Source organism: Paenibacillus silvestris (genome assembly GCF_009882985.1).
Taxonomy (GTDB): domain Bacteria; phylum Bacillota; class Bacilli; order Paenibacillales; family NBRC-103111; genus Paenibacillus_E; species Paenibacillus_E silvestris.
The window spans coordinates 924907-939274 of record NZ_WTUZ01000022.1; the positions used below are offsets into that span (position 1 = coordinate 924907).

A 14368-nucleotide genomic window follows, 5' to 3' on the forward strand; every position below is an offset into this window, starting at 1 on the left:
TCATTATGTGATAATATGATATATATAATATTCAGAATAATAGATAGAGGGTGTTTACATGCCTTATCCAGAAGGACATAAATTAAAAGTTCGGAATCGCATTCTTACAAGCGCAGCTGATGCATTCAGAAGAAATGGAATTCGGGAATCCAGTGTCCCCTCCATTATGAAGGGTGCCGGATTAACCCATGGGGGATTCTACTCTCATTTTGAAAATAAAGAAGAACTGGTTGCTGAGACCTGCAATTTTGTCGTAAGCAATACAATTGATGAACTGCGAACATCGACACGAAATGAACATTCGGATACGGATGAACCGGAAATCAACCGAATCATTGATTTTTATTTGAGCCCTTATCATCGAGATCACGCAGAAAATGGGTGCATCGTTCCGATTCTATCCGGCGAAATAGCCCAGTGCTCAGCTGACCTTCAGGAGATTCTCAGTCATGCGTTGAATCAATATATTGCATTCATAGGTGAAATTTCAGGCAGTGATGAAATAACAAGCGGGGTAGTCCTGAGCATCATGGTGGGATCACTCCTTTTAGCTAGAAGTGTTAAGGATCCTGTACTAAGCGCTAATATACTTAATCAAGCAAAAGTGCAGGCAAAGGCGATATTTAAGTCTTCCCCAATGTAAGAACCTATATGTGAGAACATGTTTAAGTAAGAAATATGTTTAAAAAGGCATTTGACACTTACTTACACGTTAGTTATAATTCCCTTCATGGACACAAAAAAACAGATCGTTAGGCTTGCCCTCGAGCTAATCAGAGAAAAAGGTTTTCTCTCAATTGGGTATGATGACCTTGCTCAGCAGCTTGGAATAACAAGAGCAGCAATTCATTATCATTTTGAGAAAAAAGAGGATCTAGGTATTGCAGTAACCCAGATGATGATCCAAGATTTAATTGACCTGGATACGTATGTAAGCTCTACTAGGTTAACAATTGAGGAGAAGCTTGACCATTTTTTAATAAAGCAGATTGAACCATTTTCTGAAAAACAAATTTGTTCTATTTCTTCCTTGCAATCTGATGTTGAGTCGTTGCCGGATAGTGTTAAGGAAAAACTACAAGAAGTAACTAAACTAGAGTTAAAAGTCCTTGTAAATATTATTTCTGAATTTAAAATAGATGATGTAACCGCAGATACAGAATATATCGAAGAACTTGCGGCAACCATACTTTCCGCGGTTAAAGGAGCATTGCTGTATAGAAGGGTAATTGGAGATTCTTCTTTATACCCAAAAGTGATTAAGCAAATCAAACGATTATTACTTTGAAATGATATATTTCCCTATTTTGACCATTGCAAGTGTGGAAATAGGATGATATATTTTTTCAAGCGACGAATACTTACTTGCAAGTAAGTAAATGAAAAAGTAGGTTGATATGTTTTCGATAAAAGAAAGTGAAATTGCGCAACTTTTTTGATGAGTACTTACTTGCAAGTAAGTAAATGTAGCGGAGAATAAAACTGGTTTGAAAAATACTTACTTGCAAGCAAGTAAAGGTGGTGAGGCTTTCGACAAAGCAATTACAATTTCATTTCCAAAGTGTGGATAGAACGAAGTTATTCGGAGTCATGAAATCTGATAGTCGACTTGAGTAACGCATATATAGACCTGTAAATGTAGATGTAAACTTATCAAGAGAAATATAGACAAGGGAGAGAAGAAAAATGAAAAAACTTGAAGGCAAAGTGGCATTGGTAACTGGAGGTAACAGCGGGATCGGTCTAGCAACAGCAAAGCGTTTTGTAGAAGAAGGGGCATATGTTTACATCACGGGAAGACGCAAAGAGCAACTTGACGAAGCATTAAACGAAATTGGCTCAAACGTTACTGGATTTTTAGGTGATATTTCAGATCTTGCCGAAATTGATCGATTATATGCATTGATTCAAGAAAAACATGGTCGGGTTGATGTGATTTTTGCCAATGCAGGCACCGCGGAATTTCTGCCTTTGAGCCAAGTGACGGAAGAACATTTTGATACCTTGTTCCGTGTTAACGTTAAAGGTGTATTATTTACGGTGCAAAAGGCGCTTCCACTGCTGAGCAACGGAGCCTCCATCATTCTGAACAGTTCGATTAACGGCTCCATTGGACAACCAGCAACAAGTGTGTACGGTGCAACAAAAGCGGCTTTGCGAAACTTTGTAAGAACTTGGATTCTTGATCTGAAGGACCAAAATATTCGATTCAACGTTGTTAGCCCAGGCCCAGTCGAAACACCCGGTTTAGCTGCAGTTGCAGGTCCAGACCGAGCAGCTCAAACGGCAATGTTCGATTATTTGAAAACAACAGTACCAATGGGTCGCCTTGCACAACCTGAAGAAATTGCCAAAGCAGTTCTGTTCTTGGCATCTGATGATAGTAGCTTTGTTAGTGGCACTGAACTCTTTGTTGATGGTGGTTCCGCTCAAATCTAATGTTGACAGTTAAATTGGCCAATGTTTCAACATTGACAAGAACAGGTGTGGTACATGAATGAGCAGACCAAGAGAATTTGATTATGAGCAGGTTTTACATGCTGCAACTGATGTTTTTAGAGAGCACGGGTATCATGCATCTTCTTACGAGCTTTTAATGAAGGGAACGAGTTTAAAGAAGCAAAGTTTGTATGGTGCATTCGGTGATAAAAAGTCACTTTTTGAAAAGTCTATTTCTTTTTACTGCAGTAATTTTCTAACTCGATTTGAGAAAATGATGAGCCTAAACTCATCTGGCTTAGATGCCCTGCGCTGTATGCAAAAGAATTTATTGAAAACCGATCCTGAAGAATTAGATGTGGGCTGTCTGATTGTAAACTCTACACTGGAAGTGACGAGTCCTGAATTTTCATTTGTTAAAGAAAATTTTGACAACATGTTTCACGGGATCAAGGTTATTTTGAATCAGGTGATTTTGGCTGGTCAAGAAGAGGGCACCATTACTAAAAAAATACCAAGTGAGCAACTAGCTTTTAATATGGCAAATTCGATTATAGGGATTAGGGTTATGATACGAGCAAATATGCCAAAAGATCAAATCCAAGCGGTATTAGATGCGGCGATTGAAACAATCGTCATTTAATTTTTGGAGCCATATACTTCTTTTTATTTGTTATTGACTACGCAGTCTAAATCTAAGTTTTATTGACTGTGTAGTCAATAACTGATTATTATTGACCGCACAGTCAATATCTTACTTATTGGTTCCTGCAGCTATTACAGCATTTGGCCTGGTACCCAAACGGATATAAGAAAGTTTTACCTGATTGTAATCGAATATTCTAAAACCAATTATTGCGGTTTATGTAATTGAAATTTCAGGAGGTTGTATAGTAATGTCAGTCGAAACCGCAGTAAAAGTAAAAATGTCTTCCATGCAACGATTCATGGTGTTTTGCCTCTTTTTATTAACGTTTACCGTAGGAACAAGCGAGTTCGTGGTCATTGGGCTGCTCAATGAAATTGCTGAAGGCTTGAACCAAACAATATCCAGTATCGGCATTATGGTCACAGGGTTTGCCGTCGCATTTGCTGTAGGAACCCCGATCTTTACATCTTTACTCAGCCGTTTTCCTAAGTATCCGCTCATTTTATCTGCTTTATTAGTGTTCATTGCAGGGAATGTCTTAGGCGCATGCTCGCATTCATTTACAATTCTTTTTCTTTCGCGTATTGTGACTGCTATCGTGACAGGCGTATTGATCGCGAATGCGATGACACTTGCAAGCGTCAAAGTACCGCAAGAAAAAATTGGATCTGTGATTTCGATTGTTTTTTCTGGTTTCACAATTGCAGGAGTTCTAGGAGTTCCACTTGGAACTTATATTGGTCAGACGAGTGGCTGGAGAATGACGTTTTGGTCCATTGTGATTTTAGGTGGCGTTCTGTTCGTGATTAGTTTGTTTGCCCTCCCGCGGGATGTAAAGGGAGAAAAAGGCTCGCTGAAACTGCTAGTTAAGTTTATTGCTCACCCGAAAATTATTCTAACTGCACTAATTCCTGCGCTAAGTATCGGTGCAACATATGCCGTGTACACGTATCTAACCCCTTTGTTGGAAGAGGCTGTTGGGATACCTAGAAATTATATCAGTGCTGTTTTGTTGATGTATGGGGTCATATCGGTTGTAAGTAATTTACTCGCCGGAGCTATCGCGAAGCGAGAAAGCATCAGCAAATTGAGATTTGTATTCCTCATACAAGCGGTTATCCTTGCTGCTCTCTTTTTGACTTCACACTTGTCGATACTTGCTTTGATTAACATTGGGTTAATGTCACTTGTCATGTATCTTGCAGTGCCGGCGCTCCAAATGTACTTCATCCAAATGGCAGATCGTTATTTTCCAGCGGCCAAGGACTTGGCTTCTGCGTTAACACCGATTTCACTAAATGTTGGGATAGCACTAGGGTCTTTGATTGGAAGTTGGACAGCGACTGGCATGGGCTTGATTCACGTGACTTGGATCGGTGGAATTATTGCGTTACTAGCTTCTTTTGTGACGTTCATTAGTTATCGTATCAACCGGAAATAAATGACAGAGTACTTAAAAGCTGCTGCCTTCGTTCTTTAAAAGAACGAAGGCAGCAGCTTTTTATATAGATCTTATATGAACTGAGCAGCCGACTAATAACAATCGCTTCTTCCCGGTTTTTTATGATTATAAGTCCACAAAAATAAGAACAATATAGCATTGAGTTACTATAGGGGGATTTCTTCATTGGAAACAAAAAATAGAGGCGTATTATTTGGGTAGATTGGGAATCCTTTGGTTTAGATAATGTGATTCAGGGAGAGCGAACTGAAAAGGACTAACTTACTTTCTTAAGGAGGACGGAACATGTCAGTTACAGTCAAGAAAACAATCAATAGGATCTCGTTCATATGTGTTATAGCTGCTGTGGTTGTTGGCTGCTCCAGTAAATCAGGGGATGGCACGCAAGCAACCGCTTCTGCAACAGCTTCAGCAACACCTAAGAGCACCACGAATGCTGCTGCTTCAGAGGACTTGTTGGCATCGATTAAGAAATCAGGCAAAATCAAAATTGGCTTGATGGGGACGTATGCCCCCTACAACTTTCTCAATGATAAACATGAAGTGGACGGATTCGATGCTGATGTCGCGAAGGAAGTAGCTAAGCGGATCGGTGTTCAAGCTGATTTCATTACGGGCGAGTTCTCCGGATTAATTGAGGGGCTGCAAACAAGCAAGTATGACGCGCTCGTCACCCAAGTCACCATTACGGACGACCGCAAGAAAACGATGGATTTCTCCACGCCCTACATAAAAAACAGTGTGAGTGTTATCGTTAAAAATGATAATACCTCTGTGAAGGGGATTGAAGATTTCAAAGGGAAGAAAATTGGGGTTGGCCTAGGGACAAATGATGAGACTTATTTACGCAACGAAGTACTGCCAAAGGTTGGTACATTCAATATCGTCACCTATAACGATGTAATTACGTCGCTTACGGATTTGAATGCAGGTAGGATCGATGCCACGATCAACAATGTATTTGCCATTCAACCGCTGGTTGAAAAGAATCATTTTCAGATCAAAACCGTAGGTGCTTCTGTAAAAGATGACTTTGCCGGTATCGCGATTCGTAAAAATAACGCTGAGCTCTTAAGCGCATTGAACAATGCGTTAACTGAAATGAAATCGGACGGCACGTTTAAACAAATATTCCAAAAATGGTTCAAAGTCGATCCTAACATCTGACCATCAGTACGTAGGAGGATGCAGGCATGGAGCTTGTTTTGCAAAATCTCGACTTTCTGTTAAAGGGTGCGTATTATACGTTGTTGATCACCATGGTGTCGATGTTTTTCGGCTTCATTCTTGCTTTGATTGTGGCGTTTGCTCGTCTAAAAGGGAACATCGTTATAAGGAATATTGCGATCTTCTATATTTCTATTTTTCGGGGAACGCCGATTCTCGTCCAAATTTTCATCATCTACTACGGCTTGCCGGATTACGGTATTCGTCTGGGTCCACTTACAGCGGCATTTCTTTCACTTAGTCTCAACATAGGCGCTTATTTATCGGAGACGTTCCGAGGTGCCATTCTATCGGTCAGTAAGGGACAGACGGAGGCTGCGATGTCACTGGGTTTTACTCCTTGGCAAACGACCTATAAGGTTGTACTGCCGCAAGCTGCGCGGGTAGCGATACCTCCAATGGGCAACACGTTTATCGGGATGCTCAAGGAAACATCGCTCGTTTCCATTGTTACCGTGACGGAGTTGCTTCGCACGGCTCAGCTTTTGATCGCACAGTATTATATTGCCATGCCCTTTTATATCGCCATTGCCGTTATGTATTGGCTCATGAGCATGTTATTTTCCCAACTGCTGACTAGAGTTGAAAAAAAATTATCCAAGGCGTACTAAAGGTGAGCCGTATGATTGAAGTGAATCAGCTTTCAAAACGCTTTAACGACTTGCAAGTTCTTCAACAGATTGATTTTCAAATGAAGTCCAAAGAAATCGTTGTGCTGCTTGGACCGAGTGGTTCGGGGAAAAGCACGCTGCTCCGTTGTCTCAATGGGCTCGAAGAGCCGGACTCCGGGACAATTCGAATGGATGATGTCACATGGGATGCCGCTATGGACAGATCTGTGAAGCGGGAAGCCATTAAACGAATTCGGTTAATGAGCGGGATGGTCTTTCAATCCTTTCATTTATTTTCTCATATGACGGTGCTGCAAAACATTACGGCGGCGCCTATGTTGGTTAAAAATATGAGTGCTAAACAAGCGGCAGAACTTGCAGAAAGATTACTCACGAAAGTTGGCCTTCTGGAGAAAAAACATGAATATCCCTCACGTCTTTCTGGCGGTCAGCAGCAACGAGTAGCGATTGCACGTTCATTAGCCATGCAGCCGAAAGTCATGCTCTTCGATGAGCCAACATCGGCGCTCGACCCTGAACTAACTGGCGAAGTGCTTCAGGTCATGAAGGACCTTGCTGTGGAAGGGATGACGATGATCGTGGTCACGCACGAAATGAAGTTTGCGCGCGAAGTTGCTAACAGGGTTATTTTTATGAGCGATGGCGTTATTCAAGAGGAGAGTACCCCGGATCAATTCTTCATTCAACCAGAGACAGAACGCGCTCGTAGATTTCTAAGACAGTTAGGGGAGTAGGCGTAATGCCTCAAGGTGATCGCAGCCCGAGTATAGGAACAATGAAGTCGTAGGAGAGGTGAACAATACGGTGGCACATCCAGATAGGCATCATTTAGACACAATTGCGGCAAGAGCGCGAGAACTGATGGGCAAGATGAACTTGGATGCGCTTATTGCTTCGTCTTATGAGAATTTCTATTACCTCAGCGGCCATGAAAGTACGTTTATGTATACATTGCGGATGAGCGAAGTAGCTTTAGCGGTCCTTTTCCGCGACCCGAATGTCAAGACAATCATTATCATGAATGACTTCGAAGCGGCTGGAGTATCCAGCGATTTGCCAAACTGTGAGCTGCGAACCTATCCAACTTGGGTAGATGTTGATGATCCGCTCGGTTTGAAGGGTGGGAAGTACGAAGGCAAACGACCAACAGGTCATCAAGCACAGGAAATGTTCGGTCTGCTTCAAAAGACGTTAGCTGAGCATGGCTGTGAGACTGGCAAGATTGCTGTCGAACTGAACGACATGCGACATTCATCTGTGGACACGCTGCGTCAGGCGGCACCGGACGCGGAGCTAGTGGAGGCCAAAGGATTGTTCACGTTACTGCGCATGGTCAAGACAACGTGGGAGATCGAGCAGCTTCGTGCAGCGTGTGCGTATGCGGAGACAGGCCTAGCTGATGCGGCTCAGAGCATTCGAGTTGGCAGCACAGCGAAGGACATCGTGCATGAATTTCAACTGTCCCTGATGAAAGACGTAAAGGGCTTAGCGGCACGCTTCCATATGATTTCTGTTGGTGCTTCATTTGCACCTGCTCACCGCTTTGAAACCACCCCCGCGACAACAGGGGATGTCATCAAATTTGATGTTGGCGTAGATGTGAACGGCTATGGTTCCGATATTGCGCGGACATTCGTGCTCGGCAATCCCTCCGAAACGATTACCCGTATCTACAGAGCCTTGAAGGCTGGTCACGACCGTCTTTTGGAAATCGTAGCACCAGGCATCTCGATGCAGGCAGCTTTCGAAGATGCGATGGGAGTGATCCGTCGTTCAGGGCTTCCCAATTACAACCGTGGGCATCTTGGGCATAGTGCAGGTTTAAGCCTCGCAGCGGAAGAGCCGCCTTTCCTAGGCCCTACGGAAACGACATTGTTTCAGCCTGGCATGGTCATTTGCCTCGAAACGCCATATTACGGTTATGGGATAGGCGCAATAATGATCGAGGATATGGTGCTGGTAACAGAAAACGGCTGTGAGCGCCTAAATCAGCTTTCCCGAGAGCTCGTTTCTCTGTAGGCCGCTTTACATTGACAGATTTTGAAAGACCGTGTCCGCGATAAGCAGCGGGCGGTTTATTTGCAGCTCCGGCCTTTATGTGGCGCAAGCAGAATGAGTTCAGGCATTGGGGCATGATGAGTAAATAAAAAAAGTATTGAAATATAGATTATACCGAGTATAATGATGGGTATAAATGGAATTTAAATAGTAATCGACCAGTCATCTGGAGACAATTTCTTGAGAAAATATTTCTTGAGATTTTTGTCTCCATTTTTGTTTGCAGGGGATACCGAGAACCGATTTTATTTCAAAGTATCGGAAGGCAACAGAAAATGAATAGGTAAGTTAAGGATACCGGACCACCGGAAACTGACTTCATCAGTTTCTGGTTTTTTTATTGCCCAAAACGGTATGGGGACGATGAAAACGTTAAGTAATTGAAAAATATGGATCGGAGTGTGGGAATTGTGAGCGAAAAAGAAAGGAAGATTCATCTCAATGTATTCGTACGCATATCAGGCCATCATGCAGGAGGATGGAAACATCCTGAAGCGGAGCCTCAGCGTGATTTGGACATTGATAAGTATGTGGAGCTTGCACAATTGGCTGAAAAGGGACTCATCGATTCCTTATTTACCGCAGACAATTATTCGGGAACTGGAAGAAGGCTTGAGCCTTTTACTTTGCTATCGGCGCTTGCTGCTGTAACGACAAATATCGGATTAATCGGAACGGTAAGCACCACCTATAATGATCCGTTTCATGTAGCTAGGAAATTTGCTTCTCTGGACTACTTAAGCAAAGGCCGGGCGGGCTGGAACATTGTAACGGGGCATTCGCCTGAGGATGGGGACAATATTACCAGATGGGGTGGTTATCCGGAGCCTAGCAAGCGCTATGAAATCGGCGATGAATTCGTTGAAGTTACGAAGCAGCTATGGGATAGCTGGGATGAAGAAGGGGCAGAAAGCATCGATGAAAGGCATCTGAAAATTAATCATACCCATATTCATGAGATTGATTTTAAAGGTAATTATTTTCATGTAAAAGGGCCGTTAAACATACCTCGTCCTCCGCAGGGATATCCAGTTCTGGTACAGGCTGGATCTTCGAAAGAAGGCAAGGAGTTGGCGGCCAAGCACGCAGAAGTTATTTTTACAGCACAGCAGACGCTGGGTGCGGCACAGGAATTTTATAGCGATGTGAAATCAAGATTAGCAAAATACGGAAGAAATCCGAATGATTTACTCATTATGCCTGGACTTGGCGCGATTGTTGGTGAAACGGAGGCGGAAGCTAAAGATTTAGAAGATGAACTGTTCTCCTTGTTGAATCTTGAAAGCTCTTTAAAACAGGCTTCCCGGTTTTTCTCCGTTGATTTATCAGAGTATTCCCTAGATGACCTGGTTCCTCTGGATAAAGTGAAATCGGATGAGCAGAATCTAGGCGGCATTACCAGCAGACGGGAGGTTGTTCTCGACGCCGTGCGCAGAGAAAATATGACGATCCGGCAATTTCTGAACCGAAGTGCTGGCGGGCATGGGCATGTAACGTACAGAGGTTCTTATCTACAGGTAGCAGATTTTATTGAAACATGGTTGCGAGAGCGGGGAGCGGACGGATTCAATTTACTGCCGCAGGTAGTGCCGCATAGTCTAGAGGTATTCATAAATAAGGTAATTCCTGAACTGCAAAATCGCGGAATTTTCAGGACAGCATACGAAGGCGCTACGTTGAGAGAGAACTTAGGACTTGCCCGTCCCGAGAATCATAATCGGAAAATTTGGACAGCTAATTACCAGGCTATCAAGGTAAACGCAGCCGAATCGGCTAACTAAATGTAAAAGATAAGGGTGGATGAAATGAGTAAAGCTAACCGAAAAGCCCATTTTAATGTATTTATTCGCGAAACCGGTCATCATGCCGCTTCTTCCAGGCATCCTTCGGTTTTTCCTGATCGAGGCTTAGATTTAGCACATTTTGTTAATCAAGCGCGCATTGCTGAACGTGGTTTGTTGGATTCGTTGTTTGTGGCGGATGGCTATGCAGGATTGTCCCGTCGATTTGAGCCAATTACTTTATTTTCCGCAATTGCGGCACTGACGAAGCATATCGGCTTTATCGCTACGGTTGGAACAACTTACAACGATCCTTATCATATTGCTCGGCAGTTTGCTTCGTTGGATCATATCAGCAAAGGGCGTGCGGCATGGAATATCGTTACGGGCGCTCAATCCGCAGCCCACAATTTCGGACGTGAGGAGCACCCGGATGTGGAGCAACGGTACAAGGTTGGCGAGGAATTTGTCGATGTTGTTAAGCAGCTGTGGGACAGCTGGGAAGAGGATGCGCTCGTTTACGATAAAGTGACCGACAAACGTCTTGATACGAACAAAGTTTACCATATTGACTTTCAAGGTGAATATTACAAGGTCAAAGGCCCGCTCAACATTCCGCGCCCGCCACAAGGCTACCCGGTGCTTGTGCAAGCGGGATCCTCTGAAGGAGGCAAGGAGCTTGCGGCGAGAACGGCCGATGCGGTTTTTACAGCTCAGCAAACGCTTGGTGCAGCGCAGGAGTTTTATGTGGATTTGAAAAGCAGAATGGCCAAATTCGGAAGAACGCCGGACCAACTGCTCGTATTGCCCGGATTGTGCCCGATTATCGGCGATACGGAAGCGGAAGCCAGAGACCTCGAAGAGGAGCTGTTCCAGCTGCTGGATAAGCACTCGCTGGATAATCTGTCCCGATTCTTCACAGTAGACTTGTCCGAGTATCCGCTGGACGCTCCCGTGCCTATCGACAAGCTAAAGCCCGCAGAGCTGTTCAGGACCGGCATTACCTCTCGGCGCGACGTTATCATAGATGCCGCAATTAGGGAAAAGTTTACGATTAAGCAATTTGTGAGCCGTAGCGCAGGCGGCCATGGACATATCACGTATACGGGTTCTGTTTTGCAAGTAGCGGATTTTATTGAGAAATGGTTCCGTGAAGGCGGAGCGGACGGATTTAATCTGCTGCCTCCTATTTTTCCTGCTGGTCTGGAAGTGTTTGTCGACAAGGTCATTCCGGAGTTGCAAAATCGCGGAATCTTCCGAACCGCCTATGAAGGGACGACGCTCCGCGAAAACTTGGGTCTCACCAGACCTAGTAACAGCCATAACCAGGTCTGGGCAGCTAACGGGCAAAGGATTGAGAATCCAGTATTTATATAAGAGAAGGAGAATTTCCGATGAAATCCATATCCGTTTCATTCACTGTTTTGTTAGCGGGAGGCCTGTTCTTGTCGGCATGCTCCAGCCAGCAGTCTGCACCTGCTGATGCCGCTGGAACCACTGCCCCGGCCGTCTCGGGTACCGAGACGATTACCTTAAAGTTCATGTCCAACGGCTCCACGTTCACGAACACTGAATTTAAGAACCAGATTCAAATACCCGTTCAAAAGAAATTTCCCAATATAAAAATCGAGCGGATCGAGCCTCCGACAACAACGACGTTGCAGGAATTATTTTCATCGGGCACTATTCCGGACATTGTGTTTGCCAGCAACTATAACCCGCTCAAAAAGGTGCAGGCTATTGAGGATTTGCGGCCGTGGATCCAAAAATACAATTTTGATGAAAGTCGAATTAAACCTTATTTAATGGGGTATGTCAAAGCGGCTGCCGATAACGGCGAAATCTACGCGCTTCCGTACAACTCCAATCAGCATATTCTTTATTACAACAAGGATGTGTTCGATAAATTCGGGATAGCGTATCCCTCGGATGAGCAAATGACTTGGGAGCAAACGTTCGAATTGGCGCGAAAGCTGACGCGGGTAGAGAACGGCGTAAACTACATTGGTCTGGATGTTGAAGGGTTGACCGGCTTCACGAAAAGCTTGGCACTGCCGATTATTGATTCCAAAACCGGTAAGTCCTTATTAACAAGCCCAGAGTGGCTTCGTGTCTTCAATGCTACGAAAGAAACCTTTGAGATCCCCGATTTTTTACCAAAGGATAAAACCAAATATTCGTGGGGACGCGACGTATTTATGAAGGATCGTACTATGGCGATGAGGCCTGCATGGCTGGCCAACATGGTAGGACCATTGGAAGAGCTTCGGGAGCAGGGAATCGAATCGAATTGGGATATTGCGCCTGTCCCGAACTTTGAAGATAAGCTGGGCAAAACGAGAGAAGCCCAAGTCCATTCGGTCATACTGACGAAGCAAAGCAAGCATAAAGATGAAGCGTTTCAAGTAATGAGCTATTTGCTATCGGATGAATCCCAGCGGAACATAGCCCGCAATGGCAGAGTTCCGGCGATTATCAATAAGGAGTTGGAGAAAGAGTATGGAGCGGAAGTAGGCGTGTTGAAAGGGAAAAAGATTCAGAATATATTCGTCGGGGAGCCGCTGCAGGATCATACGATTCATGAGTTTGAAGGAGACGTAACCAAATTCGTCACGCAAGCGAATGTCGACCTAGCTAACGGTATGGACGTGAATACGGCTATTCGTAAAGCCTCCGAAGCCATTGATAAAGAAGTCGAACGATTGAGTAAGAACCAATAATGGAAGCAGATGAGGTGTGTGAGAAATGAGTGCTAAGGAACAAAAGCTTCATTTAAATGCATTTTTATACGGCACGGGTCATCACGAAGCGTCCTGGCGATATCCCGATGCGAAGCCGGAGCTCGGTCTGGATATCCGTTACTCTCAGCAGCTGGCCCAGACGGCTGAGCGTGGGCTGATGGATTCCGTATTTTTGGCCGACGGCTATGCGGGAAGGTCGAATAAACTGGAGCCGTTCACACAATTGGCAGCCTTGGCGATGGTAACCGAGTATATCGGATTAATCGCGACGGTAGGCACGACCTACAACGAACCCTTCCATGTGGCCCGCAAGTTCGCTTCGCTGGATCATATTAGCGGAGGTCGAGCTGGCTGGAATATCGTGACCGGTGCGCAGTCGGCGGCGTTTAATTTCAGCAGGGATGAGCATCCAGAGCATTCGGATCGTTATCATGACGCTGAAGAATTCGTCGAAATTACGAAACGGTTATGGGACAGCTGGGAGGACGATGCACTTGTATTTGATAAGAACGCAGGCATCCAATTCGATAACGGCAAGGTGCATGAAATTAATTTCAAAGGGAGCTACTATTCGGTCAAAGGCCCGTTGAACATTCCCCGGCCTCCGCAAGGCTACCCCGTATTGGTGCAGGCCGGATCTTCGGAGAGCGGCAAGGAATTGGCCGCCAAGACGGCAGAGGTCATATTCACCGCCCATCAAACCATGGAAGGAGCGTCATCCTTCTACACCGATGTGAAGTCGCGATTGGCAAAGTACGGCCGTACGCCGGATCAGTTGAAAATATTGCCGGGCTTTAGCCCGATTCTCGCAGATACGGAAGCCGAAGCCCGCGAAATTGATGAAGAGCTGAATGGGTTAACGGCGACGGAAGAGGCTGTTAAACGGCTTTCCTTACGATTTGGCGTGGACTTGACGCAGTATCCGATCGATGGCCCGGTTCCCCTGCATGCCGCCTTGGAAACGGAGGAGGTTAACGGCCACAAGAGCCGTCATCAGCTAATCGTGGAATTGGCTCGCAATGAACAGTTGACCATTAGGCAGCTGGTTAATCGGCTTGCCGGGGCGCGAGGCCACTTTACCTTTACGGGAACGCCAATTCAAGCGGCCGACGCCATCGAGAAGTGGTTCAGAAACGGGGCAGCGGACGGCTTTAATATTATGCCGCAGCTTCTTCCGAGCGGTCTTGATATTTTCGTGAACAAAGTGATTCCGGAGCTGCAAAACCGCGGTCTATTCCGGACGGCTTACGAAGGAAGGACGCTGCGAGAGAACCTTGGCTTGGTGCGGCCTTCGAATATTCGCGCTGCAATTTCCAATCAGATCTAAGGGCAAGCAGGACACTTAATTCTAATCCAAACGATAAAAGGAGTGTTTGCAT

At 44.9% G+C, this 14368-nt stretch carries 13 protein-coding genes; all 13 read left to right on the forward strand.

Annotated elements, in window-relative coordinates; all coding sequences use genetic code 11:
* Nucleotides 1-58: 58 nt before the first annotated feature.
* Nucleotides 59-643, forward strand: coding sequence for a TetR/AcrR family transcriptional regulator (locus GQF01_RS24585; protein ID WP_161409402.1), 585 nt, complete (start codon nt 59-61; stop codon nt 641-643).
* An 87-nt stretch (nt 644-730) separates the two neighbouring features.
* A complete protein-coding gene (locus GQF01_RS24590; protein WP_161409403.1) occupies nt 731-1288 on the forward strand; it encodes a TetR/AcrR family transcriptional regulator in 558 nt (185 codons plus the stop codon).
* Between the two features lie 398 nt (nt 1289-1686).
* Nucleotides 1687-2439, forward strand: a complete 753-nt coding sequence (locus GQF01_RS24595; protein ID WP_161409404.1) for a glucose 1-dehydrogenase — start codon at nt 1687-1689, stop codon at nt 2437-2439.
* A gap of 58 nt (nt 2440-2497) precedes the next feature.
* Nucleotides 2498-3082: a TetR/AcrR family transcriptional regulator gene (locus GQF01_RS24600; RefSeq protein ID WP_161409405.1), complete on the forward strand. Its 585-nt coding sequence runs from the start codon at nt 2498-2500 to the stop codon at nt 3080-3082.
* A 253-nt stretch (nt 3083-3335) separates the two neighbouring features.
* On the forward strand, nt 3336-4529 hold the full coding sequence (locus tag GQF01_RS24605) for an MFS transporter (RefSeq protein WP_235960218.1): 1194 nt from the start codon (nt 3336-3338) through the stop codon (nt 4527-4529).
* 306 nt (nt 4530-4835) lie between these two features.
* A complete protein-coding gene (locus GQF01_RS24610; protein WP_161409407.1) occupies nt 4836-5717 on the forward strand; it encodes a transporter substrate-binding domain-containing protein in 882 nt (293 codons plus the stop codon).
* Nucleotides 5718-5743: 26 nt separating this feature from the next.
* A complete protein-coding gene (locus GQF01_RS24615) occupies nt 5744-6388 on the forward strand; it encodes an amino acid ABC transporter permease (protein ID WP_145662668.1) in 645 nt (214 codons plus the stop codon).
* 11 nt (nt 6389-6399) lie between these two features.
* Nucleotides 6400-7143, forward strand: a complete 744-nt coding sequence (locus GQF01_RS24620; protein ID WP_161409929.1) for an amino acid ABC transporter ATP-binding protein — start codon at nt 6400-6402, stop codon at nt 7141-7143.
* A gap of 70 nt (nt 7144-7213) precedes the next feature.
* Nucleotides 7214-8428, forward strand: a complete 1215-nt coding sequence (locus GQF01_RS36905) for a M24 family metallopeptidase (RefSeq protein ID WP_328803524.1) — start codon at nt 7214-7216, stop codon at nt 8426-8428.
* A gap of 449 nt (nt 8429-8877) precedes the next feature.
* Nucleotides 8878-10248 carry an LLM class flavin-dependent oxidoreductase gene (locus GQF01_RS24630; protein ID WP_161409409.1) on the forward strand — a complete coding sequence of 457 codons (1371 nt, stop codon included), beginning with the start codon at nt 8878-8880 and terminating at the stop codon, nt 10246-10248.
* Between the two features lie 24 nt (nt 10249-10272).
* On the forward strand, nt 10273-11625 hold the full coding sequence (locus GQF01_RS24635) for an LLM class flavin-dependent oxidoreductase (protein WP_161409411.1): 1353 nt from the start codon (nt 10273-10275) through the stop codon (nt 11623-11625).
* A 17-nt stretch (nt 11626-11642) separates the two neighbouring features.
* A complete protein-coding gene (locus tag GQF01_RS24640) occupies nt 11643-12968 on the forward strand; it encodes an ABC transporter substrate-binding protein (RefSeq protein ID WP_161409413.1) in 1326 nt (441 codons plus the stop codon).
* Between the two features lie 25 nt (nt 12969-12993).
* Nucleotides 12994-14316, forward strand: a complete 1323-nt coding sequence (locus tag GQF01_RS24645) for an LLM class flavin-dependent oxidoreductase (protein ID WP_161409414.1) — start codon at nt 12994-12996, stop codon at nt 14314-14316.
* The last annotated feature ends 52 nt before the right edge of the window (nt 14317-14368 follow it).